The sequence below is a fragment of the Caryophanon latum genome (assembly GCF_001700325.1).
GTDB classification, from domain to species: Bacteria; Bacillota; Bacilli; order Bacillales_A; family Planococcaceae; genus Caryophanon; species Caryophanon latum.
In genome coordinates this window covers 57,300-82,957 of the sequence record NZ_MATO01000034.1, presented here as the reverse complement: position 1 = coordinate 82,957, position 25,658 = coordinate 57,300, and the positions used below count along the sequence as shown (strand labels likewise).

At 45.6% G+C, this 25,658-nt stretch carries 18 protein-coding genes; 16 read left to right on the top strand and 2 right to left on the bottom strand.

Features of this window, described 5'->3' with window-relative positions:
• The first annotated feature begins 6 nt into the window (after positions 1–6).
• Both A6K76_RS08730 and A6K76_RS08725 read left to right on the top strand, forming a co-directional pair.
• Positions 7–606, top strand: coding sequence for an alpha/beta hydrolase (locus A6K76_RS08730; RefSeq protein ID WP_066464155.1), 600 nt, complete (start codon positions 7–9; stop codon positions 604–606).
• A gap of 239 nt (positions 607–845) precedes the next feature.
• The gene (locus tag A6K76_RS08725) at positions 846–1,856 is read left to right on the top strand and encodes a nucleoid-associated protein (RefSeq protein ID WP_066464153.1); all 1,011 of its coding nucleotides are present in this window, start codon (positions 846–848) and stop codon (positions 1,854–1,856) included.
• A gap of 161 nt (positions 1,857–2,017) precedes the next feature.
• Here A6K76_RS08725 and A6K76_RS08720 read toward each other — a convergent pair whose 3' ends face one another.
• Positions 2,018–2,416, bottom strand: a complete 399-nt coding sequence (locus A6K76_RS08720) for a pyrimidine dimer DNA glycosylase/endonuclease V (RefSeq protein ID WP_066464152.1) — start codon at positions 2,414–2,416, stop codon at positions 2,018–2,020.
• Complete coding sequence (locus A6K76_RS08715) at positions 2,416–2,850, bottom strand: GNAT family N-acetyltransferase (RefSeq protein WP_066464150.1); 435 nt, start codon at positions 2,848–2,850, stop codon at positions 2,416–2,418. The genes A6K76_RS08720 and A6K76_RS08715 overlap by 1 nt, the downstream gene beginning before the upstream one ends.
• Positions 2,851–2,907: 57 nt before the next feature.
• Between A6K76_RS08715 and A6K76_RS08710 the strand changes: the two genes are divergently transcribed.
• From A6K76_RS08710 to A6K76_RS08650, 14 genes are all read left to right on the top strand, one after another.
• A complete protein-coding gene (locus A6K76_RS08710; RefSeq protein ID WP_066464148.1) occupies positions 2,908–3,483 on the top strand; it encodes a hypothetical protein in 576 nt (191 codons plus the stop codon).
• 32 nt (positions 3,484–3,515) lie between these two features.
• Positions 3,516–3,647 (top strand): hypothetical protein, encoded by a 132-nt coding sequence (locus A6K76_RS17195; RefSeq protein WP_281181441.1) that lies wholly within the window; start codon positions 3,516–3,518, stop codon positions 3,645–3,647.
• Positions 3,648–3,727: 80 nt separating this feature from the next.
• Positions 3,728–4,471 carry a methionine ABC transporter ATP-binding protein gene (locus A6K76_RS08705; RefSeq protein WP_066464147.1) on the top strand — a complete coding sequence of 248 codons (744 nt, stop codon included), beginning with the start codon at positions 3,728–3,730 and terminating at the stop codon, positions 4,469–4,471.
• A complete protein-coding gene (locus A6K76_RS08700) occupies positions 4,464–5,126 on the top strand; it encodes a methionine ABC transporter permease (RefSeq protein WP_066464145.1) in 663 nt (220 codons plus the stop codon). Before A6K76_RS08705 ends, A6K76_RS08700 begins: the two co-directional genes overlap by 8 nt.
• Before the next feature lie 14 nt (positions 5,127–5,140).
• The gene (locus tag A6K76_RS08695) at positions 5,141–5,950 is read left to right on the top strand and encodes a MetQ/NlpA family ABC transporter substrate-binding protein (protein WP_066464142.1); all 810 of its coding nucleotides are present in this window, start codon (positions 5,141–5,143) and stop codon (positions 5,948–5,950) included.
• A 518-nt stretch (positions 5,951–6,468) separates the two neighbouring features.
• Complete coding sequence (acnA, locus tag A6K76_RS08690) at positions 6,469–9,171, top strand: aconitate hydratase AcnA (protein WP_066464140.1); 2,703 nt, start codon at positions 6,469–6,471, stop codon at positions 9,169–9,171.
• A 515-nt stretch (positions 9,172–9,686) separates the two neighbouring features.
• On the top strand, positions 9,687–12,089 hold the full coding sequence (locus A6K76_RS08685) for a 5'-nucleotidase C-terminal domain-containing protein (RefSeq protein ID WP_083995354.1): 2,403 nt from the start codon (positions 9,687–9,689) through the stop codon (positions 12,087–12,089).
• 444 nt (positions 12,090–12,533) lie between these two features.
• Positions 12,534–16,613, top strand: coding sequence for a 5'-nucleotidase C-terminal domain-containing protein (locus A6K76_RS16630; protein ID WP_139108675.1), 4,080 nt, complete (start codon positions 12,534–12,536; stop codon positions 16,611–16,613).
• 58 nt (positions 16,614–16,671) lie between these two features.
• Positions 16,672–20,619 carry a chitobiase/beta-hexosaminidase C-terminal domain-containing protein gene (locus A6K76_RS08675; RefSeq protein ID WP_066464139.1) on the top strand — a complete coding sequence of 1,316 codons (3,948 nt, stop codon included), beginning with the start codon at positions 16,672–16,674 and terminating at the stop codon, positions 20,617–20,619.
• Positions 20,620–21,008: 389 nt separating this feature from the next.
• Positions 21,009–21,647 (top strand): hypothetical protein, encoded by a 639-nt coding sequence (locus A6K76_RS08670; RefSeq protein ID WP_139108674.1) that lies wholly within the window; start codon positions 21,009–21,011, stop codon positions 21,645–21,647.
• A 378-nt stretch (positions 21,648–22,025) separates the two neighbouring features.
• Positions 22,026–23,081 carry a 3'-5' exonuclease gene (locus A6K76_RS08665; RefSeq protein WP_066464136.1) on the top strand — a complete coding sequence of 352 codons (1,056 nt, stop codon included), beginning with the start codon at positions 22,026–22,028 and terminating at the stop codon, positions 23,079–23,081.
• A gap of 260 nt (positions 23,082–23,341) precedes the next feature.
• Positions 23,342–24,046 carry a hypothetical protein gene (locus tag A6K76_RS08660; RefSeq protein ID WP_066464135.1) on the top strand — a complete coding sequence of 235 codons (705 nt, stop codon included), beginning with the start codon at positions 23,342–23,344 and terminating at the stop codon, positions 24,044–24,046.
• A 97-nt stretch (positions 24,047–24,143) separates the two neighbouring features.
• Complete coding sequence (locus tag A6K76_RS08655) at positions 24,144–24,794, top strand: lysophospholipid acyltransferase family protein (RefSeq protein WP_066464134.1); 651 nt, start codon at positions 24,144–24,146, stop codon at positions 24,792–24,794.
• Positions 24,795–25,429: 635 nt separating this feature from the next.
• The gene (locus A6K76_RS08650; protein WP_066464133.1) at positions 25,430–25,612 is read left to right on the top strand and encodes a hypothetical protein; all 183 of its coding nucleotides are present in this window, start codon (positions 25,430–25,432) and stop codon (positions 25,610–25,612) included.
• Positions 25,613–25,658 lie beyond the last annotated feature (46 nt).

The window sequence follows — 25,658 nt, the reverse complement described above, 5'->3', positions numbered from 1 at the left end:
AATACGATGCAACACCTTTATAAACAAGGAACGAATGATTATACAATTTTATTGTTACACGGCACAGGTGGCGACGAAAATTCGCTGCTTCAACTAGCAAGCCTTGTCGATGAGCAGGCGAACGTGTTAAGCGTGCGCGGCAACGTACTTGAAAACGGCATGCCGCGATTTTTCAAACGTTTAGCAGAAGGAGTATTTGATTTTGAAGATTTAGCGCTGCGTACTGAGGAGCTGTATGCGTTTATCGGTGAGGCGAGTGAGCGTTATGCGTTTGACCGCACAAAAGTTATTGCACTCGGCTACTCAAACGGAGCAAACATTGCGGCGAACTTATTGTTTACGTACGCTGATGCATTAGCTGGTGCTGTGCTGCATCACCCGATGGTACCGCGCCGTGATGCAGACATGCCGAATTTACAAAACGTGCCGGTATTTATCGGAGCGGGAACGAACGACCCGTTATGTACGAAGGAAGAATCGGAAGAGCTAGCGGAACGTTTAATAGCAGCAGGTGCACAAGTGGACACGAGCTGGTTCCATTTCGGGCATCAGCTGACGATGGACGAGGTGCAAGCTGCAACAGCGTGGTATCAAAAGACGTTTTAATACAAAAAATCGGCTGTCGTACGAGACGAAGCCGATTTTTCTGTTTATACTGGAAGCAAATAAACAGGTCTGTTGATTAGCTATTTTTATACAGCTGAATTGCTTGAAGACGGAGATGAACGCTGCATTTTTGTGGCATGGAGCGGGTGGCGAGCCCCAGGAAAGCGAGCCACCATACGCGAAATGCCAGTTTAATGGCTAATCAACACGCTTGGCAAATAAAGAAACTAGGTGAAACAATGATTGAAGTAAGTGATAGTCAACTAAGCCGCTACGCCATCCACGTTGTCGGCAATGCAAACGAAGGAACGATGACGTTATCAAATGACGTGCTGCGCGCAACGACGCTTGAGCTAGAAGCGGCATGGACGGACGTCGCGTTTCAAAAGTTTGAGCAAATGGAGGAATACCGCTTCTTCCACGAAAGCAGTTTAACGCTGCACGACATGTATGCGTACGCGACCGAAATTTTCCGCAGCGAATCGGAATTTTTATTGCAGTCGCAGCTTATCGCGAAACATTTGCACAACGCCTCGACGCATCCGAACATTAAAGAAGGCGAGCTATTCGTCGGGCTGTTTGAAAACGTCGCTTGGGTCGATCGTGCTGTGCGCGTATTGGCGATTATGAAAATTGACGACAAGGAAACGTTCATTAACGTGTCGCAGCAAGACGGGCAACTGCACGTGAGCGACGTGGCGGGCATTAGTGTGAAGCGACCGAATAATACGGCGCTTATCGTACAGCTAGCAGAAGACGATGTGCGCGTATTCGTACGCACGCGCAAAAAGGACGAGACGCTATACTGGACGGAGCGCTTTTTGCAGGCGAAAATTGCGGACGAAAGCTACGCGAAAACGAACGAGGCGCTGAAGCTATGCAAAAAGCTCATTACGAAGGACGACACGTTTTCAAATACCGAAAAAATCGATTATTTAACGAAGACGCTTGATTATTTTTATGAATCGGAGCAGCTAAGCCCGACGAATTACGTGAATGCAGTGTTCGATGAGCCAGAAGACGTTTTGCGCGATACGGTCGTGACGATGTTAACACCGCTTGCAACACCGATTTCGTTAAGCGCGGTCGAAAAGGCAGAAAAAAGCTACAAGCGAAAAATTAAGCTGGACGAACACATTGAAATTCAAGTGACGATGAACAGTCAAGACGATGTGGCACACTTTATTGAAACGGGCATCGACGAGTCGGGGCGTAAGTATTACAAGCTATATTACAGCGAGGAATCGTAACGGCGATATTCGGCGAAGCTGCTGAAAAACTAAAAAAACGCGAAAATTCATGGTCATTACTTTTGAATTTCGCGTTTTTCTATGGAATAAAAGTCGATTCATACTAAAAATTTCGCGTGAATCGACTTTTTCAGTGCGCTCATATTCGGCAAGCCTCTTTTTTATAACGCCCCGCGCGCTGTAACGTACGCATGCAGCTGCTGAAACAATGCATCGTCGTAATCCTTTTGCCCGCGAATATATTTTTCGTATAAATTGTAATAACAAATGCGCAAATAGTCGTCGTCATGGTGCTTCGCGTACGGCTTACCGCTCGCCGCTTCGATCCCGTCAAAGTAGCGCTCCATTTTATCGAACGTGCGAATCGTATAGCCGCGGCTGCGCATTTGTGCAAGCACGCAATCTGTATACGTTTTGAGCTCTCGTTTATCGTATTCATAAATGTAATTAATGAGCACGTGCTTGTCTTCCTTCGCGAAAATGCTGTTGAGCTCACGCCACTGAGCGAGCAGCTGCGAGCGCGGTAAAAATGTGAGTATATCTACGTGCCATAAGCGCATTAGTGAAGCTCCTTCGTCATTTCAATGTGCGGAATGTTTTCCTCGATAAATTCTTCAGACGTCGCTACATAGCCAAGCTTTTCATAAAACGGCTTCGCGTGCATTTGGGCATGAAGCTTTAGCGTGTTATAGCCTTTATCGCGTGCTAGCTGCTCGATTGTTTCCATAATGATGTTACCGACACCTTGCCCACGCGCAGATTTTGCGACGCATACACGCTCCACTTTGCCCGCACCGTTTTTCATGCGGAAGCGCCCGGTGCCAACTGCTTCGTCACTGTTTAGTACAAGTATGTGCGTCGTTCCTTCACCAAGTGTATCGTACGCATCAATTTCTACTTCAGCTGGCACATTTTGCTCATGTACGAATACCGTCGTTCTCAGTGTAAGTGCTTGCTCAAGCTGTGTCTTTGTTGTAATTTCAATCGCTTTCATATGATCGCTCCTTTTTTCTTCTTATTGTAAAGCATTCATCATTCGTTTAAAAGAAATGTGCCACGTGACGATATTAACGGTAAAGGGGGCGTTCGTATCGTTTACACAGAGCAGTTAATCGAAGCAATACAAGCTTGGAGTAAGCAAGTAAATCATGACGTCGTAAAGGTGAACGCGATCGTCGGTTATTTAGCGATGACGATCGGTGGCGATATTTTTGCGCAAAATCCGTATGATGAGCTGATGAACCGCGTCGAGCGTCTCGTCGTATATGAGCGTGTGCGTGAAGAATTTTTAGTAGAAAGCTTGCTTATCGCCTTTACACATCGCATCGAGCAGTTAATTGACGGACATGCAGCACATCAAGCGCGGCTACAAGCACAGCTAGATGATGATACGCAGCAGTCATTTCACGCACATGCACGTACAGAGCTCGCCCGTTTAACGAGTGAGCAGCCAGCAATGCAAGCGCAAAAAACGATTTGGACAGCCGTATGCCAAGAGTACTTTGACGACGTTGCCCGCGTCGAGCTGCGCTTTAAACAGCTCGCGATGCTTCAGCCAGAAAACGAGGCGTATTATGAGCGCGCCATCGAGCAGCTAAAAAGCGGTAGTAACATACGCCATAAATAAGCTATACTAAATGAAGGAAGTAGGTGAACAATATGAAATGCAAATGGTTTATCGGTGCAATCGTCATCGCAGCGCTCGGCTTACTTGATTTAAAATGTAAAGGCACAGTGTACAAGCTATTACCAGAAGATGTGCAACAGCAAGTCGATCACTATTTACAGTAACGTCTCATGCATTTGAGGCGTTTTTTCTGTGCCAAACAAGCTATAATGAACAGTGTATCGGAAAAGGAGAGGGCGCATACATGATTACAGTTGCGCACGTATCGAAGCAATTTGCATCATTTGCGGCGTTACGTGATGTATCGTTATATATTGAAAAGGGCGCGATTCATGGCATTGTCGGTGCAAGCGGTGCAGGGAAGTCGACATTGTTGCGCATGATGAACTTGCTGGAGCGTCCGACGAGCGGTGACGTGCACGTAAATGGCGTCTGCTTAAGCGCCGCATCACCAAAAGCGTTGCGCGAAGCACGAAAATCAATCGGCATGATTTTTCAGCACTTTCATTTAGTGAGCAACAAAACGGTGTACGACAACATCGCCGTAGCACTACAGCTTGCGCGCATTCCGAAAAAGGAACATGCTGCACGCGTGCAAGAAGTGCTGCAATACGTCGGGCTTGAAGCGTACAAGGAGCAATACCCTGCGACGTTAAGCGGTGGGCAAAAGCAGCGCGTCGCCATTGCACGAGCACTTGTGACGAAGCCGAGCATATTGCTGTGCGATGAGCCGACGTCAGCGCTTGACCCGAACACGACGCTCGACATATTGCGCGTCCTTCAGCAAATTCATGCGGACTTTGGCGTCACGCTCGTCATCGTTAGCCACGAGCTGTCAGTCATTCAGCAAATTTGCACGAGCGCAACCGTCTTACAAGCAGGCGAAATTTACGACACGCTTACACTTGTGCCAACAGGTGTCCGAAGCGGCGAGCAAACAGCCGAAAGCTTCGTGCGTGCGTTAACAGGTGGTGATGCACATGCCTGATGTACTCGTGCAATACGAAGCGGAAATACTTCGCGCCATTTTGGAGACGCTGTACATGGTCGGTGCATCGATTGCAGCAGCGGTCATCGTCGGTTTACCAATTGGCACGCTGCTGTTTATGACGCAAAAGCATAAGCCGCTTGAGCAGCCGATTGTGTATCACGCGCTAAACTTCGTCGTCAACGTCGTGCGCTCGTTTCCATTTTTATTGCTCGTCGTCTTTTGCATTCCGTTAACGCGGCTCATCGTCGGCACCGCGATTGGTACGACAGCCGCGATCGTGCCACTCGCCATTATTGCAATTGCGCATTACGCACGGCTCGTCGAACAATCGCTACTCGACGTGCCACCAGGAATTATTGAAGCGGCGCAAGCGATGGGCGCATCAACGTACGAGCTCACGACGAAATTTTTATTTGTCGAAGCGCGCTCGACACTCATTCTTAGTTTAACGACGTCGATTGTTAGCTTCATTTCGTATTCAACGATTATGGGCGTCGTCGGTGGTGGTGGAATTGGAGACTTTGCGATTCGCTACGGCTACCAACAGTTTAAAACCGATTTAATGCTTTACATGATCATCATTATGATTGTGCTCGTGCAAGCGATTCAGCTGCTTGGCACATTCATCGCACGTTCACTCGACAAACGATAAAGGGGATATTACATATGAAAAAACGATTTTTAACAGTAGGGCTTGCGACGTTATTGCTTGCGGCATGCAGCGACGAACAGGCAACGACGAACGAAACGCCAGAAGCGACGACGTTAAAAGTAGCGTCACTCATTCCGCCGATGACTGAAATTTTAGAGCTTGTGGAGCCGACGCTTGAAGCAGAAGGAATTAATTTGGAAATCGTCGTGCTTGGCGATAACGTACAGCCAAACGCGGCGCTTGCAGCAAACGAAGTGGACGCAAACTTTTTCCAACATAAGCCGTACATGGAAGAATACAACCGCAACAACGACGCAAACTTAGTGCCGATTGAGGAGATTTATTTTGCAAACTACGGCGTGTACGCAAAAAACGTTGACACAATCGATGCATTGCCAGACGGTGCGACAGTGGCGATTGCAAACGACGTATCAAACATCGATCGTTCGCTTGCACTACTTGCACAGCATAACGTCATTACACTTGGTGACAAAAAGGACGTGTACTACACAGAGGCTGATATTACCGCTAATCCGAAAAATCTTCAGTTTGAAGCGGTCGATTTATTAATGCTTGCGCGTATGTACGACGATGCGGATGCGGTTGTCATGACGCCAGCATATGCATCACCACTTGGCTTAACACCAAAAAGCGATGCGCTGTTAACTGAAGGTATCGATAACGACTTTGCGATTACGCTTGTTGCGCGCGACGATAATAAGGACGACGGGGCAATTGAAGCGCTAGCAGAGGCGATGACGAGCGATGCGGTGCGCGAATTTTTAAAAACGAATTACGATGAAACAGCAATCGCTGCGTTTTAACAATTAAAAAATGAAGCTGTGCTACACGTTGAAACGAACGAGTAGCGCAGCTTTTTTTCGTGCGAATATGAAGGTAAAACGCACGTACGCTGCTTCTTTTTGTATAGAGCGTACACGAAATCGCATACGTACATCTGTTGAATGTTGAACATGTTCAGCTGTGCCAATTTTACATCATCGAAAACGTGGAAAAGCGATTGTATTTTTATTCATGAGAGCAATAAAAATAAATATTAAAATTATTTTGGAATAAAAAGAGCGAAATGATAGAACATTTTTATACAAAAACAAAAAATAAGCAGAAATATCGTTCGTTGCCGCGTTGAGAATGTTTTGCAATCGATGCCGTACAGTCCAACATTCGTAAACGCGATATCTTTTTTAAAAGGTGATAAGCAAAACTTATCAAGAAAGATAATATTAAAGTAATTTACTTATGTATAAAAGTAAGCTATCATTGGTGGTGGAGAAAAGCAGTACTAACTTGCCTTTCAGTTTAACTATATATTAGGGGGATTATGAACATGGCTAACTTACACAACAGCCGCGCGCAATTCGAAGTTAACGGCAAAACGTATAACTACTATCGTTTAGCTGCACTTGAAGAAGCGGGTATCGCAAAAGTATCAAACTTACCATATTCAATCAAAGTATTATTAGAATCAGTTTTACGTCAATATGACAACTACGTGATCAAAGAAGAGCACGTAAACGAATTAGCTAAATTCGGTTCTCACAACCCAGAAGCTGAAGTACCATTCAAGCCTTCACGCGTTGTATTACAAGACTTCACTGGTGTACCAGTAGTAGTAGACTTAGCTTCTTTACGTTCTGCAATGAAAGAAATGGGCGGTAACCCAGACAAAATCAACCCAGCTATCCCAGTTGATTTAGTAATCGACCACTCTGTAGTAGTAGACAAATACGGTAACGCAAACGCATTAAACGCTAACATGGACCTTGAGTTCGAGCGTAACGCTGAACGTTATAACTTCTTAAAATGGGCTCAAACTGCTTATGATAACTTCCGCGCTGTACCACCAGCAACTGGTATCGTACACCAAGTTAACTTAGAGTACTTAGCTCCAATCGTTCACGTTAACGAAACAGCTGACGGTTTAGTAGCATTCCCAGACTCAGTAGTTGGTACTGACTCACACACAACAATGATCAACGGTATCGGTGTTCTAGGTTGGGGTGTTGGTGGTATCGAAGCTGAAGCTGGTATGTTAGGTCAACCATCTTACTTCCCAATTCCTGATGTAATCGGTGTTAAATTAGTTGGCGAATTACCAAACGGTACGACTGCAACTGACTTAGCATTAAAAGTTACTCAAGTATTACGTGCTCGTGGCGTAGTAAACAAATTTGTAGAGTTCTTCGGTCCTGGTGTACAACAATTACCATTAGCTGACCGTGCTACAATTTCTAACATGGCTCCAGAATACGGTGCTACTTGTGGTTTCTTCGCAATCGACGAAGAATCAGTTAACTACATGCGTTTAACTGGTCGTGACGAAGAGCACATCGCTGTTGTAGAAGCTTACTTAAAAGCTAACGGCATGTGGTTCGATCCATCATTAGAGCCAGTTTACACTGACGTATTAGAAATCAACCTTTCAGATATCGAAGCAAACCTTTCTGGTCCTAAGCGTCCACAAGATTTAATTCCTTTAACTGAAATGAAAAAAGTTTACCGTGATTCTGTAGTAGCTCCTCAAGGTACTCAAGGTTTCGGTTTAACTGAAGCTGAATTCGACAAAACTTCTACAGCGGAATTCGCTGAAGGCGCTGTTGAAATTCCAGCAGGTGCTGTAGCAATCGCTGCAATCACTTCTTGTACAAACACATCTAACCCATACGTATTATTAGCTGCAGGTCTTGTTGCTAAAAAAGCGGTTGAGTTAGGTATTAAACCAGCGAAATGGGTTAAAACTTCTTTAGCTCCAGGTTCTAAAGTAGTAACAGGTTACTTAGAAGCTGCTGGCTTAGACAAATACTTCGATGCAATCGGATTCAACACAGTTGGTTACGGTTGTACAACATGTATCGGTAACTCTGGTCCATTATTACCAGAAATCGAAGACGCTATTAAACGTAACGACTTATTCGTAACATCTGTATTATCAGGTAACCGTAACTTCGAAGGTCGTGTACACCCATTAGTAAAAGCTAACTTCTTAGCTTCACCACCATTAGTTGTTGCTTACGCTTTAGCTGGTACTGTTGATATCGATCTTAAAACAGATGCGATCGCACAAACTCCAGACGGTAAAGATGTATTCTTCGCTGACATCTGGCCAACAACTGAAGAAGTTAACGAAGTATTAAACGCAGTAGTTACTCGTGAATTATTCCAAAAAGAATATGAAACAGTATTCACTGCTAACGAAAAATGGAATGCAATTGAAACTTCAACTGAATCTCTTTACACATTCGATGAAAAATCAACTTACATCCAAAACCCACCATTCTTCACTGGTCTTTCTAAAGATCCAGAGCCAATTAAAACGCTTGCAGGAATGCGCGTAATGGCGAAGTTCGGTGACTCAATTACAACTGACCACATTTCTCCAGCAGGTTCAATCGGTAAAGATACACCAGCTGCGAAATACTTAATCGAAAATGGCGTTGCAATTCGCGACTTCAACTCTTACGGATCTCGTCGTGGTAACCACGAAGTAATGATGCGCGGTACATTCGCTAACATCCGTATCCGTAACCAAATCGCTCCAGGTACAGAAGGTGGATTCACTACTTACTGGCCAACAGGCGAAGTTGAATACATTTACGATGCATGCATGAAGTACCAAGAAGCAGGCACTGGCTTAGTAGTATTAGCTGGTAACGACTACGGTATGGGTTCATCTCGTGACTGGGCTGCTAAAGGTACATTCTTACTAGGCGTTAAAACTGTAATCGCACAATCTTATGAGCGTATTCACCGTTCTAACTTAGTGATGATGGGTGTATTACCATTACAATATGTAGATGGTCAATCAGCAGAATCATTAGGCTTAAAAGGTGACGAAATCATCGACGTTAACTTAACTGACGATGTAAAACCACGCGACATCTTAACTGTTACTGCAACTTCTCCAGAAGGTAAAGTAACTGAGTTCAAAGCGTTAGCTCGTTTCGATTCAGAAGTAGAAGTAGACTACTACCGTCACGGTGGTATTTTACAAATGGTATTACGTGCGAAAGCTTTAGAAGCTTAATTCGTAAAGCCGAACAAGCTATAGGCAAATGCCTATAGCTTGTTTTTTTGTTTCCATATAGTCAAATAGGCGTCGCTAAGCGTCTTATAAATCCAAATCAATATAGATTAGATGGTGAAATGTATTTTCGGATTTTGTTAGTCGGCTCTAGACATCGAGGTGCATTTTTCACGAGCGTGGCGTATGTAATATCACGTTTATGCGATTACTCGTCGCACAGAACATTTTTCTTTTCTCGCTGGCGTCCGCATCTTGTTTCGAGATTCGTTCGCATGATACATTTCAATACTGCTCGATATATGTACTAAATTGTGAATACATTTGCTAGGACAATACTCATTTTGAACATTGTTTGAATTTTTTTCAATATCACGTTCTTTTTCCTACTAATCGCTTAATAGTTGTTTACATATAGGGCTAAAATCGTGATAATAGAGAACGGAAACACTTAATAGATTATACAATTACAAATTTATGTCATACAAATATATTTGTATGGTAGGAGGAAATTATTAATGAATCGTTCAATTTTTATAAAAGCAACAGCGGCAACAGCTGTATTAGCAGCAGTAGCAGCGCCAGTGCAAGCAGCAGATCAAGTAACATTTACAGACGTAAAAGAATCGTATACACATGCAGCAGCTGTTTATGAATTAGCAGAAGCAGGCATTATTTCAGGCTTTGGTGACGGTACATTCGGTCCTGGCCAAGACGTAACACGCGGACAAGTAGCAAAAATTATTGCGAACGCATTAGATTTAGATACGACAAACGTAGTAGACCCAGCGTTTACAGATGTGCCAGCAACGAACCAATATTACGGTGCAGTAGCAGCATTAAAAGCAGCAGGTATTATTTCAGGTTACGGTGACAATACATACGGTGTTGGCGATGCAGTAACACGTGGACAAATGGCGAAAATTTTAGCAACGGCATTTGACTTAACAGCAACAGGTGAAGCGGTGAACTTCACAGACGTAACGGCAACGAACCAATATAAAGAAGCGATCGATGCACTTTCAAGCAATGACGTAGCAGTTGGCTTTGAAGATGGCACATACGGCGTAGCGAAAAACGTAACACGCGGTCAGCTTGCATCATTCATTTCACGTGCGATGAAAGTAGAAGCGGTAGAAGAAGCACCAACAGTTGAAGAACCAACGACACCAGAAGTACCCGTAACACCAGAAGTGCCAGAAGAAACACCGGGCACAGAAGGAGAAGTAGCACCAGAAACGCCAGAAGAAACACCTGGTACAGAAGGAGAAGTAGCACCAGAAATGCCAGAAGAAACACCGGGTACAGAAGGAGAAGTAGCACCTGAAGCGCCAGAAGAAACACCAGAAGCAGCTGCATTTAACTTAACGGTTATGCACCAAAATGATATTCACGCAAACTTAGATAACATGCCAAAAACAGTAACAGCTGTTGAATCTGTGCGCGCTGAAAACGAAAACGCATTATTATTAAACGCAGGTGACTCGTTCAGTGGTACGTTATACTTCACTGAGTTTGAAGGGCAAGCGGATATCGCGATGTTAAACTTACTTGGCGTTGATGCGTTCACATTAGGTAACCATGAATTTGACTTAGGTGCATCTGAAAACGGTCACCAAGCGTTAGTGAACTTCATTAAAGCAGCGAACTTCCCAGTGTTAACGGCGAACATCGATTTCTCAAAAGATGCGAAATTTGACGGCTTATTTACAGATGGCGTAACAGAAAATGCAGAGAACGGTGAAATTTATAGCGCAATCGTAAAAGAAGTAGATGGCGAGAAAGTAGGTATTTTCGGCTTAACGACAGCGGAAACAGCAGACATTTCAAGCCCAGGCTCAATTGCGTTTGAAAACTACATCGAAGAAGCGCAAAAAGCAGTCGATGCATTAGAAGAGCAAGGCATTAATAAAATTATCGCATTAACGCACTTAGGTTATGACGATAACGCAACAGTGGATAATGATTTAGAGCTTGCAAAACACGTGGACGGCATCGACTTAATCGTTGGTGGTCACTCACATACACAATTAGATGAAGCGACAGTGATCGACACGAATGCAGCAGGCGAAGCGAAAGATGCAACGATCATTACGCAAGCTTACCAATACAATGAATTTTTAGGTACAGTGAACGTAGCGTTTGACGAAAACGGTGCTGTCATTGTTGAAGAAACATCTTCTGAACTGTTAAAAATTGCAGATTTCGAAGCGAACGAAGAAGCAGCGGCGATTTTAGCACCGTTTGCGGCGAAAATTGAAGAAATGCGCACGACATCAATCGGCGTAGAAACAACAGAAGCGTTAACGAACCCACGTTCATCAGATGAAGGGAACGAAGCAGGCATTTCAGTACGTAATAGCGAAACAGCGTTAGGTAACTACATTACAGAAGGGATGCTACAACGTGCTCAGCAATTAAATCAAAACGTTGTGATGGCATTCCAAAACGGTGGTGGTATCCGTGCTTCAATCGACGCGGGTGACGTAACAGTTGGTGAAGTGTTAACAGTATTACCATACGGCAACACGTTAGCGACGATGGACGTAACGGGCGAAGAGTTAAAGCTTGCATTCGAGCATAGCTTCAAAGAATACCCGAAAGAATCAGGTGGTTTTTTACACGTAGCGGGTGCACGCGTAACAGCAGATCCGGCACAGCCAGTTGGTGAGCGCATCGTATCAATCGAGTACAAAAATGCAGAGGGCGAATACGTAGCGATTACTGCTGAAGAAACGTATACAGTTGCAACGAACGCATTTACAGCTAAAGGTGGGGACGGCTTCGATATGTTCGCAACAGCATACGCAGAAGGTCGCGTAACGGATTTAGGTTTATCAGATTGGGAAAACTTCCGTGACTACTTACAGCAACAAACAGAAATTACGAACACACCAAAAGGCACAATCATTTTAAAGTAATGCATAACATAAACCCGTTTGAGGCATATTCGCTTCAAACGGGTTTTTTTGTAGTGAAATGGATGTGTTTGAGCAACTAAGCTGAAATGAAAGCTGTATATCAGTGGCATTTCCCGTGTCGCCACGGTTGAGGAAAAGCTCGTGCCTGCCGCGATGTAGGAGTGGTGCAGAGGCTTGAGGAAAGTAGTGAACGCCACGTCACCTTCAGAACAAACATCGTGTTTGCCCCTGAGCCCGAGGAACGCGAGCTGTCAGTTGAATGGCTAATGAACACGCTTGCCGCAATATAATATTAGAGAATAATATTGTATATTACTTCATAGTTCGTAATAATAAGAATAATGGGTGAAAACTTTTACAGAGCCTTTAAAGCATCTTTATATTCATTTGCTATGGTGAAAAGAGGTTGCATCACTCAATTCAAAATATGTAGGGGGTAGACAAGTGAAAAAACATCATCAATTGTTAACGGCGACATTTGCAGCTACGATTTTAGCGACAGCACCGATGCAAGTAACGACTGAGGCAGCTGTCGTCTTTCCAGATGTAAAGGCAAATAGCACGCATTTCGGTCCAGTTCATGCGCTTGCACAGGCAGGCATCGTATCGGGTTTTCCAGACGGTACATACCGACCGAGTGTAGCGGTAACGCGAGGACAAGCGGCGAAAATTTTAGCGGGCGTGCTACAGCTGAACACGCAAAATGTACAAAACCTACAATATACAGACGTAGCAACAACGAATGAATATTACGGTGCGATTGCAGCATTAACAGAAGCGGGCATTATTTCAGGCTTTGAAGATGGTACGTATCGCCCGAATGCGACGATTACGCGTGGGCATATGGCAAAAATGATTGTCGAAGGGCTGCGTTTACAATCGATAGGCGGGGAATCGAGCTTTACGGACGTGCCGGCGACGCATCAATATAAGGCGTATGTCGATGCATTGTTTGCGTACGGTATTACGAAAGGACAGCCAGATGGTTCGGCGACGTTTGGCGTGAACAATATGGTAACGCGCGGACAGCTTGCGACGTTTATTGCACGTGCAAAAGAGGCGATGGAGCAGCCACAACCAGAGCCGGAATCGTTTAGCTTAACGGTGCTTCATCAAAATGATCTTCATGCGAACTTAAACAATATTGCGCGTACGGTGACGGCTGTTAACGAGGAGCGTGCACAAAATGATAATACGCTGTTATTAAACGCAGGGGACGTATTTAGCGGCACGCTTTATTTTACCGAATATCGCGGGCAAGCGGATGTGACGTTTTTAAATATGATGGGCGTTGATGCGTTTACGTTCGGGAATCATGAGTTTGATTTAGGCTCGTCGTCTGATGGGCATCAAGCGTTAGCGGAGTTGATCGACAGTGCGCAATTTCCGATTGTAAGCAGCAACGTCGATTTCTCAAAGGACGAGGCGCTTGCGGATTTCCAAACGCGTACGATTTCCGATAATCCACAGGACGGTCGTGTATACGATGCGATCATTAAAACGATTGACGGTGAAAAAGTCGGAATTTTCGGATTAACGACAGCTGAAACAGTGGATATTTCAAGCCCAGGCTCTGTTGCGTTTGAAAATTATTTGCAAAAAGCAGAGGCGACGGTGAAGGCACTACAAGCACAAGGCATTAATAAAATTATTGCGCTGACGCATATTGGCTACGATGACAATCCAGCAGTAGATAACGATCAACAGTTGGCGATGCGCGTTGATGGCATCGATGTAATCGTCGGAGGACATTCGCATACGCAGCTTGATGAACCGGTAGTCATTGACGAGGACGAAGCGGGCGACGAAAAAGAGCCGACTGTAATTGTGCAAGCGTACCAATACAACGAATATTTAGGGAAGCTTAACGTATCGTTTGATGAAGACGGCGTTGTCGATACAGTGGCGGGCGAGCTGTTAGCGATTGCTGAGTACGACGAAGATGAAGAGGCGAAAGAAGCGCTTGCTGTATTTAAAGAGCGCATCGATGAAATTCAACAGCAACAAATTGGTGCAACGGCAACAGCAGCGTTTGTTAATCCGCGTACGTCCGATAGCGGTAATACAGCAGGAACGTCGGTGCGAAATAGCGAAACAGCGCTCGGCAACTTAATTACGGCTGGCATGCTTCAAAAGGCGAAGCAATTTGCGCCGAACGTTGTGATGGCACTGCAAAATGGTGGTGGTATTCGTCAACCGATTGATGCAGGGCCGATTACAGTCGGAGAAGTAATTAACGTGCTGCCGTTTGGGAATACGCTTGCGACGATGCAAGTAACAGGGGCAGAGTTGAAGGAAGCGTTTGAGCATAGCTTGAAGGAATACCCGAAAGAATCAGGTGGCTTTTTGCACGTAGCGGGTGGACGTATGACGGTTGATGTAGAAAAGCCAGTCGGAAGTCGCGTGCAAAAAATCGAGTATAACAATAACGGCACGTGGGTAGAAGTGCAGCCGAGCTCGACGTATACGATTGCGACGAATGCGTTTACGGCAAAAGGTGGAGACGGCTTTACGATGTTTGCAAAAGCGTATGAGGAAGGTCGCGTAACCGATTTAGGGTTATCGGACTGGGAGACGTTTGCGGAATATGTAGCGGCGCAAAAGACGGTGACGCCGACGTTGTACAATTATTATACGAAGCCACAGACGCAGCCAACACCAGTGCCAGTTCCACCCGTTACAGGTGGCGGTGGAGGGAATACGACACCACCAACGCCGACTGCAAAAGCGCTTGACGTGACGATCATGCACCAAAATGATACGCACGCACGACTCGATGCGGTAGCGAAAACGGTAACGACGGTGAAAGAAGTGCGCGCGGCGAAGAAAAATACGTTGCTATTACATGCAGGGGACGTCTTTAGCGGCACGTTGTATTTCAATGAATTTTACGGGCAGGCAGACGTGGCGTTTATGAATTTAATGGGCGTTGATGCGTTCGTGCTCGGAAACCATGAGTTTGACTTAGGCTCCTCGGCAACGGGGCATAAAGGGCTTGCGGACTTTTTAAAGGCGGCGAAATTTCCGACTGTTGCAGCAAACGTTGATGCATCAAAAGATGAGCATATCGCACCGCTTCAGTCACGCACAGTAAGCGCATCGCCGACAGATGGACGTATTTACGATGCGGTCATTCAAACAATCGGCAGCGAGAAAGTTGGCATTTTCGGCTTAACGACGGCGGAAACAGCAAACATTTCAAGCCCAGGATCGATTGCATTTGAAAACTACATCGAAGCGGCGAAAGCGACCGTGAAGAAGCTACAAGCACAAGGTGTGAACAAAATTATTGCGCTGACGCATATTGGCTACGATGACAATGCGAGCGTCGATAATGACCAGCAGCTCGCAAAGCTTGTCGCGGGCATCGATATTATCGTCGGTGGGCATACGCATACGCAGTTGGATGTGCCCGTTGCGGTGGCGGCTGAACATGATGCAGACGATGAGCCGACCATTATCGTGCAGGCGTATCAGCATAACGACTTTTTAGGCACGCTCGATGTGTCATTTGATGCAAAAGGTGTTATTACGAAGCATGACGGTCAGTTGCTGCCAATTGCCGAGCGCGCAGAAGATGAACAAGCGAAGGCGCTCCTTGAATCGTATCAAACACGCGTGAACGAAATTGCGAACGAGCCGATCGGAGTGACGCTTGCGAATGCGTTACCGAACCCGCGCTTATCGGACCCATCGCCTGAATCGGTACGCGCGAATGAAACGATTTTAGGGAACTTAATTACAGAAGGCATGCTGTTAAAGGCGCAATCGCTGAATCCAAATGTCGTGCTAGCATTCCAAAACGGTGGTGGTATTCGTCAACCGATTGATGCAGGCGAAGTAACGGTCGGTGAAGTCATTAGCGTGCTACCGTTTGGCAATACGCTTGCGTTTGCACAAGTAACCGGCACGGAGCTATATAAAACGTTTGAGCATGCATTAAAAGAAGTGCCGAAAGAGTCAGGAGGCTTCTTGCATGTTGCAGGTGGACGCGTGACGTACGATGCATCGAAGCCAGCCGGAAGCCGCGTCGTATCGATTGAGACGCTTGTAGACGGTGAATATGAGTTGCTACCAAATGGCGACGAAACATACATCGTAGCGACGAATGCATTTACGGCAAAAGGTGGAGACGGCTTTACCGATTTAGGTAATGTGTATGCGGACGGACGCGTGCAAGACCTCGGCTTATCGGATTGGGAAAACTTCCGCGATTACTTAGTACGCGAGAAAGACCGCATTCCGACTGAAGTACGTGGCACATTAGTTTCGGTAAAAGTCGTGACAGCAGAACAGCTCGCACAGCTTGGTGACTATAGCGGCGACGTCATTATTGAAGATACAGCGGCGGCTCTTGCGCAAATTGATGGGCTAACAGTTGATGGCAATGTGACGATTCGTACGACGACAGCAGGCAGCATGACGATCAATAACGCAACAATTAGCGGCGATTTGAATATTACAGCAGTTGACGGTGAAGTGACGTTAAACAACGTGGAAGTAGCAGGCGACACAATTCGATAATACGCTGTGCAATCCGTGCTTCGTCGCGGTTTGCATACAATAAAGGAGCTTGATCAGCATGGCGAACAACAGATGGCGCGTCGCAACAGCAGGCGCACTCGTATTGACGACCGTAACACCAGCAATGATTGCACAAGGCGCGACGATGTATATGGACGACGTAGTTATTTCGGAATATGTAGAAGGTTCAAGCAACAATAAAGCGCTTGAAATTTATAACGGCACAGGTGCGACGATTGATTTAAGCGCGTATACGATTGAGCTGTATGCGAATGAAAGGACGACGCCTGGCAATACGTTGTCGTTAAGCGGTACGTTAGCGCACGGTGAGACAAAAGTGTTTGTGCATGCAAGTGCAAACGATGTATTAAAGCCGCTCGGTGAAGTGGCATCGATTACGAACTTTAACGGCGACGATACGATTGTATTAAAAAAAGGTGATGCGATAATCGATTCGCTCGGTAAAATTGCCGCACAAGTCGATTATGCAAAAGATGTCACGTACGTGCGCAACGCCGACAATTTCGAGCGCGACACAGATCCGAACGATGCGGTTGATTTATCGGGCTGGACGAGCTACCCGACCGATACGTTTACCGATTTAGGCAAGCATGAGGCACATCACGGGCGCGACTTAGCGGAAGGCTCCGTATCGATTGCCGATGCGCTTGCGGCGGAAACCGATGCGTCGGTGCAAACGGAAGGGACGCTCATCGGCTTTACGAAAAATAGCGCGCACATTTACGACGGGGACAAAGCGATTACAATTTACCCAAAAAGTGCGCTCGCAGACGTTGCAGTTGGCTCGCACGTCGTCGTAGCAGGAAAGCGCGCAACGTTTAACGGCTTGCCACAGCTCTCAGGCGCGGAATTGATTCAATCAGAAGCGGGCGTAACGGTGAAGCCGAAAATCGTTGAGCTAACTGCGATCGGTGCGGACGTACTCGGGCAGCTCGTGACGATTGAAAACGTGACGATTGCAGAAGGTGCGACCGACGCAAACAAGGCGATTGACGGTGTGGACAATGTCGTCGTGCGCGATGAAATGAGCGTCGGCGTCACAGCAGGCACGACGTACGACAGCATGACAGGCATCGTCATCGTCTATAACGGTACGTATCAGCTCGTGCCACGCAGTAGCGAGGATATCGTTGCGAACGTGCCGCCACCAGTGCTCGAGACGATTACGATTGCACAAGCGCGCGAACAAAAGTCCGGCACGGCCCAAATTAAAGGGGTTGTGACAGCGGTCATCGGGCAAACAGTGCACATTCAAGACGACACAGCAGGCATCGTATTGTACGGCACACTACCGTTTACACCGACTGTAGGGCAGCAAGTCGAAGTGAGCGGCAACATTATCGAATATCGCAACTTGCTAGAGATGGACAGCATTAAGCTTGTGAACGACGGTGGCATGACGACTGTGCCAGCACCGAAAGTTGTTGACGCACTAGACGAATCGGTAGAAGGGCAGCTCGTTGAAATTCAAAACGTCGTCGTCGGTGAAGGAAGCAGTGGGAACTTTAACGCAATGATTGGCGACAAGGCGGTTGTTGTACGTGACTCAACGCAAGCAGGCATTGCAGCGAACAAAACGTACGACCGCATTATCGGTGTCGTGCAACAATATAACGACGCGTACCAAGTGATGCCGCGCAGTCGTGCTGACGTCATTGAAGATGCGTCGGTCGTGCAGCAAGTTGCAGCGTCTGCAAGCGGCTTAGTCACAAAAGGAACGGCTGTCACGCTTTCGACAACGACAGAAGGGGCAACGATTTATTACACAATCGATGGATCAGAGCCGACGACCGCGAGCACGCCATTTACAGCGCCGATTGTCGTCAATGACAACATGATGATTCGTGCGATTGCGGTGAAGGAAGGCTTGAGTGCGTCAGCGGTGAGCGACTTTACGTACGATGTGTTTGACGGGGCGCTTCAAATTCACCACATTCAAGGGCAGTCGCATACGTCACCGATGAAAGGACAGCAAGTGACGAACATCGAAGGCGTTGTAACGTATACGTTTAAAATCGGGAGCAGCCATTATGCGGTCATGCAAACACCTGACGACAAAGCGGACGACAACGTGAACACAGCGGAAGGGATTTTCGTTTATTTAGGCAACAATGTGCGCGGTGTGAAAGTAGGTGACCATTTACGCGTATCCGGTATCGTCGATGAATATAAAATCGAAGGCAATGAAGGCGATTTATTGTCGACGCAAATTAACGCAAGCAACGGTACAGTTGAAATAGTCGCAAGCGATGTCACGTTGCCAGCACCTGTTGCGGTAACGGAAGACAGCTTGCCACGCGACGTCATTGATAACGATAATTTTGCGAAATTTGACCCCGACGAAGATGCGATTGATTATTGGGAAAGCTTAGAAGGAATGCGCGTATCGTTTAGCGGCGTGAAGGCGACAGCACCGCAAGCGTACGGCGATATTTCGGGCGTGCTCGATACGCGTGTAACCGATACGGCAAACGGCGGCGTGCTCATTACAGCGAGCGATTACAACGCAGACCGCATTCATATAAAGGCGTTTAAAGCAAATGGCAACGCGGCGACCGATTTTGACGTTGCAACAGGGGATACGTTTAAAGGCGAGCTACCGCTAATTGGCATTGTCGGCTACGGCTTCTCGAACTACAAAGTGTATATGGACGAAGCGGATTTACGTGCTGTGTACAAATCAGGCGGCATCACACCGGAGAAGACGACGATTGTAAAGGACAACAACAAGCTGACGATTGCGAACTACAACATCGAAAACTTCTCAGCAAATGCGTCTGAAACGTCTGATGCGAAAGTGAAGCTCATTGCTGAAAGCTTCGTGAACAATATGGAATCACCAGACATTATTGGCATCGTGGAAATGCAAGATAACGACGGGGAGACGGCGAGCAATTCGGCAGCGGCAAACGAAAGTTACGCGCGTCTCATTGCGGCGATCGAAGCAGCAGGTGGACCGACATATGAATACGTCAACATCGACCCTGTATACAATCAAGACGGCGGCGCACCAGGAGCGAACATTCGCCCAGGTTTCTTATACAACTCTGAGCGCGTGACGTTGAAGGAAGGAACAGCAGGCGACGCGACGACAGCGGTTACGTATAAAGACGGCGAGCTATCGCACAATCCAGGGCTTGTCAATCCGACTGACCCGGCGTTTACCGCAAGTCGAAAGCCCATTGCGGCACAGTTTACGTTTAATGGAGAAGACGTGCTCGTAATCGGCAACCATTTCAATTCAAAAAGCGGTGATACGGCGCTGTTTAGTGGAACGCAGCCGCCAAACTTAGTGAGCGAGGCGCAGCGCATTGAAATTGCGAAACAGCTTGCTACGTTTGTGCAATCGGTGCAAGCGGACAATCCGAAAGCAAATATCGTCGCACTCGGTGACTTTAACGACTTTGAGTTTTCGGCGCCGCTTCAAGTGCTAGAAAAAGCAGGGCTTGTCAATATGATCAACGAGCTGCCACGTGCGGATCGTTACACGTATACGTATCAAGGTAACTCGCAAGTGCTTGACCACATTTTCGTGTCGGAGCATTTACGCAGTACAGCAAGCGTCGATGCATTACACATTAATGCTGATTATTCAAGCGTTTCTGGCAAGCGTGCGAGCGATCACGATCCGGTCATCGTACAGCTTGATTTACAAAACATCGTAAATATGCCGAAGCTAACACCATTTACACTAAACGGCAAGCAAACAGGCAAGCTCATCATTACGAAGCCGAACCAGCACGTACATGTGAGCGACGGCTTTACGATTAAACATGGCATCGTCGTCAAAGGCAACAAAGACGGCATGCACGTACGATTGACAGGGGCGTTGTCTACACAAACGATTACGCTTGAGGCGAAGTTCGATGCGCCGTTCGTTGTCGACTTTGCGAACGCCGCTGTAAAAGACGTAATCATTACAGGGGCTTATGCTGAGCGTGTAGAGCTACTGCGTCATAACAATGTTGTAAATGTACAGCGATAAGGAAGTAAACAGCATTCGGAATTAGTATGTTTCGAATGCTGTTTTTATTTTTTTGGCTCTTCACCATAACTTGGGGTTGCTTTTCACGTCGAGGCAGGTTTTCCGCGGACGCGGCTCAAGCAACTTTTATACGTCAACCCCAGCTTACAGTGATGAACCATTTTTTGGAAGGGATTTAGGTGGATGAAAAAACATTTACTTTTCGGTTGTATAGTCTTTTAGGCAGAACGATTTATCAAATGTACTATTAAACGATATATTCGTGCCATTTGGAGTATAGTATTGGTTATTTTTATATCGTATGACGCATTTTTGTAAATGGGTCGTTTTGTTCCTCAATTTTTCGTAGTATTTATGCGAGAATGAATGTAACGAGTTTAGAGGTGATAATGATGGTGGATTACACGTCAACATATGACGCAGAAATGAATACGTTGAATCAAAAAGAAGAAGCTTATCCGTTTCCAGTGCAATTCCCGAAAATTATGACGTATTCTAAAAGACAGCGTGAACAAATTTTACATGCCATATTATCGGAAGATCCGATGAGACAACAGGAGTTAACCGGATTGTTTAATGGACTGCGCTGGCTAAGTTACCGCGATCAATTGTTAGAGAAGTTTCAAATGGAAGAGCGCGAGTTAACGATGCCGCTGTCGACGATTGTGCAAGAACATAGCGCGATGTACGATTCATTAACGACGCTATTATCGTACCGTACGAATTTAGAATGTCCGCCAGAAGTGTATGACACGACAATGTATGAGGAATTATCGCCGCGAGCATACATGTTCTTTTTGCCGTCGATGATTGTCGCATGCTTGCAGCAAACAGAGCAATTGCCATCACCCCTTTTTGATAAAACGTTTGAGCGTCTTTGTACGTTAGATTCATTTCATGTAGAACGCTACGGTTATTGCTTTGATCGAACGTATATTAATGAATTTTTAAAGCTGTACAACAAAAATCCGTATTTTGAACGCTATCATCATTTAATTAGCTACAGTTTAACGAAATATTGGGATTAAGTATGTAGAAGGTGATTGAAATTTGTCATGTGAAAAGCTTGTCTCGATGTGGATAGCCGACTAACAAAACAGTAAAATAACTCACCGTCTATGTAGATGAAAGGCTGTGCTCCGCGTGAGTGCAGCCTTTTTTTGTTGCTATTATATTCGGTCTGTTGATTAGCGACTTTTATACAGCTGAATTAGTTGTTTTAAGTAGCAACGTTGAAATGAATGCAGCATGATCGTGGCAGGAACGCGAGCTGTAATGCGATTCTGCCAGTTCATTAACTAATCAATACGCTTGCTATTATATATCACTGTAAAATCAAAGATGTTCATTGCGAGCGACTTTCGTTATAATAAAAAGTATTACAGAGGAAGAAGCAGGTGCGCAGTATGAGACATACATATATTTTCGTAGACTTAGAGGCGACGAGCTTACGTGGTCGACATCACATTATTGAAATTGGAGCGGTTAAACTTTATCCAGATGGTCGCACGGAAAAGTTTACGCAGCTCGTAAAACCGTATTATTTCAAAAAGTTAAGCTATGGCATTGAGGCGCTAACAGGCATTACATCAGAGGACGTGCACGACGCACCGTTAATTTTGCATGGTCTGCAGCGATTTTTTGCATGGTGTGGACGCGATTATCATTTAGTGACGTACGGTAATTTAGATCGCAAAATGCTAGAGGAAGAATGCGAGGATAACAACATCGACCCAGCGTGCATTTATCCGCTCGTTGATTATCAGCAAAAATACATGATTGCGCACAATTTAAAGGAGCAGCCGAGTTTAGCGAAGTTGATGGAGGCGCACGACCTACAAGCGAGCATGGCACACCGCGCGCTAGCCGATGCCGATTCGCTGCGTCAAATTTTCGTTGCGAGTAACGGCGAACAGCTCATCGATGGACAGCGCGCGCGTTCATTTATCGGTATTTTTTCGGTGTATACGAAGCGCGAGCAAGATTTTTATGCGGAAGTGACGTTCGTCGAAGGGCATATTGCAAACGATGGTGTCGAATTACAGACGATCAAAACGGTGAAAAAAAGTTTATCGTTTCATGTAAAGGAAATCGAGCGCACGAAAAAAGACGGCGAGAAATATATCGAAAACGTCTACACTGTGCAGCAGGACGAGGAAATGCGCCAGTTTTTAACGATGATTGCGGCGAAAATGAACGGAGCCGTCGTCATTACGCGCATGAATTTACGCAACTTTATGCGCTTATGTCGCCTGCATAACGTCGTGACGTGCAAAGCGGAGACGATGAGCGTCGGGCAGCTGTATTCGGTTGAGCCTGCTGACTTATGGTATAGCTTAGAAGATGAAACAGAACAAGCACATCACGCACGTCTTGAGCAGCTGCTACAAGAGGCGGGGCATGCGATTACGCGCGAGTTTTATCGACGCGGCGTGCTAGATGAGACATGTATATTCGAATAAACGGGTATAGAGCGTCAAGGTGATTGTTTGCACATCTCGCTATGATATATTAGGATGAAGTATATATTTGGCGAAATATATAGATTGAACATTTGTATAGTACACGAAAAAAGTACCGTTTGGACGTGTCGGTGGCGATAGTTGCAAAATAGCGACGAGCCGAAAACGAAAGGACGGTTACGATTTTCCGTTCAATGTATATAGCATGTGACGCAAGCTTCATATATGAATCGAGAAATTGATGAAAGGGCGTGAGGAGTATGCAATTTCCAATTGTAAAAATTGATGAGCTGGAAGTATTTGAAACAGTAATTGGTCCTGGTGAGACGATGGGCACGTATAAAACAGAAGTCCACGTCGTATTTCAAAATTATTTAATTGTGAAAGGCACACACGACTTTGTACCGTCGCGTTACGAGCCTGTTCTCGTAACAGAAAAGTTTTCCACTGAAATTGATTTAATTGCATTAGAGCAACTCACGAAAAAGCTCGCGAATTATGTCGGGTTAAGCTTCCAATTTCGATTAGAAGAAGATTTACCATATGAGGATTATTTGCTAGAAGCGATTTTAGACGTCGCGTATTTTTATTATGCGTTTACCGGGCTGTTGCCGTACATGGAGGAGCAATTGGAGCATGAGGAAGCGGAGCACGAAAAAATTTATACGATTATGAATAGCGACGTGCCGCTCATTTGCTTTATGCGCGACGGTGACAACATGCTCGTGCGCTGTAGCAGCAGTGGCAGCAGCGGGCTATCGGGACAAATTTACTCGTTTGTGGAGCAATACATTTCGCAGTTTTCGCATTTTTTAACGGGTGAGGAGCTTATGCTGCTTGTATTTGAGGCAAAGCGAGGATTTCAAAAAAACTATTCTATTGATGAACTACAGCATGAAATGGTACGGCTTGTGTCGATTCCAATCACGTCGACTGGGGAAGAGCCACCCGCACAATGTCATTAAATATTGCATGCTTGTCCGAAAATTTTCGGGCAAGTTTTTTCAGTCAAATCGTGCTATGCTTAAAAGCAACATGCAGTTTTTAGAGGGGAGACAGCATATGGTTCGAGGAAGAAAAAATAGATGGACGCAGTTTCGCTTTCGTTTTTTGCAAAAGCAGCACGTACAAAAAACGTTTCAAGCGTTGTATGTGAAGTCCGGCTATATGCCAAATGAAGCAATTTTTATCGCGACGCATAGCAGCTGGTGGGATCCGCTTATTTTGTTTGAGCTAGAGCAAAAAAAGCAAACGCCGTCGATCTATACGATGATTAACGAAGCGTTATTTAAACAGTATAAAATATTTTCAAATAACGGCGCCTTTCCTGTGCAGCTAGCAAGTGATGACGAGGCGATTAAAGCGTTTCAATACGCGGACCTTTTATTAACGGAAGGGCAATCGGTAGCGCTTTTTCCACAAGGGCGCATTCAGCAGCAAGATGAGCGACCGATTACATTGCAGCCGTCACTACTGCGCTTATTGATGCTATGCCGCGACGTGCCGATCATTCCGACGACAATGTATTATACATACCGCGACAAACAAAAAGCAGAAGTTTGGGTATCGTTTGGCGATCCGATTTACCAGGAGCATACGCCCGTTCATAAGACGAGCATGCTTGAAAAAATTTTAACAGCACAGCTTGATGAACTGCGCTTAGACGCCATTCATAACGCAACAGACCGTTACAAAAATGTGCTGCACGTTTAATGCGAAAAAGCCTTTAGCGAAAATATTTCGTTAAAGGCTTTTTACGTTGGACGAAATTTGGCTCTTCACCATAACTTGGGGTTGCTTTTCACGTCGAGGCAGGCTTTCCGCGGGCGCGGCTCAAGCCTCCTCGTCGTTCGTGCCTCACGACTGCGGGGTCTTGAGGCTCGCGCTTTGGAGTCCGCCTCTCGTTTCAAGCAACTTTTATACGTCAACCCCAGTTTACGGTGATGAACCCGAAATTTGTTGGTTAGCCATTTATATACAGGGAAATCGGCTGTTTTTAGCAACCAATTGGAAATAAATGCTGCGTGTTAATGGCAGTAAGCGTGTTCGCCGCCGAGCCTCAGGAATGTATGTGCGACGAGTAATCGCAGAGACAAAGCGAGCCACCATACGCGAAATGCCAGTTTAATGGCTAATCAACACGTTTGTAAATTGTGTAAAGAAATGATTGTGTAATAACATAAAAATTCTATCATTGTAATGCATTTGAAACGAAAATGTAAAAATATGCTCGTTAACTTAACGATAAATTAACAAAAGTAAACGTATTTTTCTTTATAATATGGTAAAATTAAGTATATTTTCTTTTTCGCATGAACAAGCGTAAAAAATCGAAGGAGGTGGGAAAGATGTTCAACGTATACGTATTTAGCGCATTTATTTTACTCGTATTATTTACAGCATGGCTTTTATTCGTTCGTTACCCAGAGCGTTACAACAAGCACGTCGAAGCACCGGAGCGACGATATGAGCATAACGTACAGCTAGTGGAAAAGCATGTATTATTGCAGCAAACAAAACGAAGCGTATGAAAGGATCGTAACTGTACATGACTGAAGATGCCGTACACAAATAAGC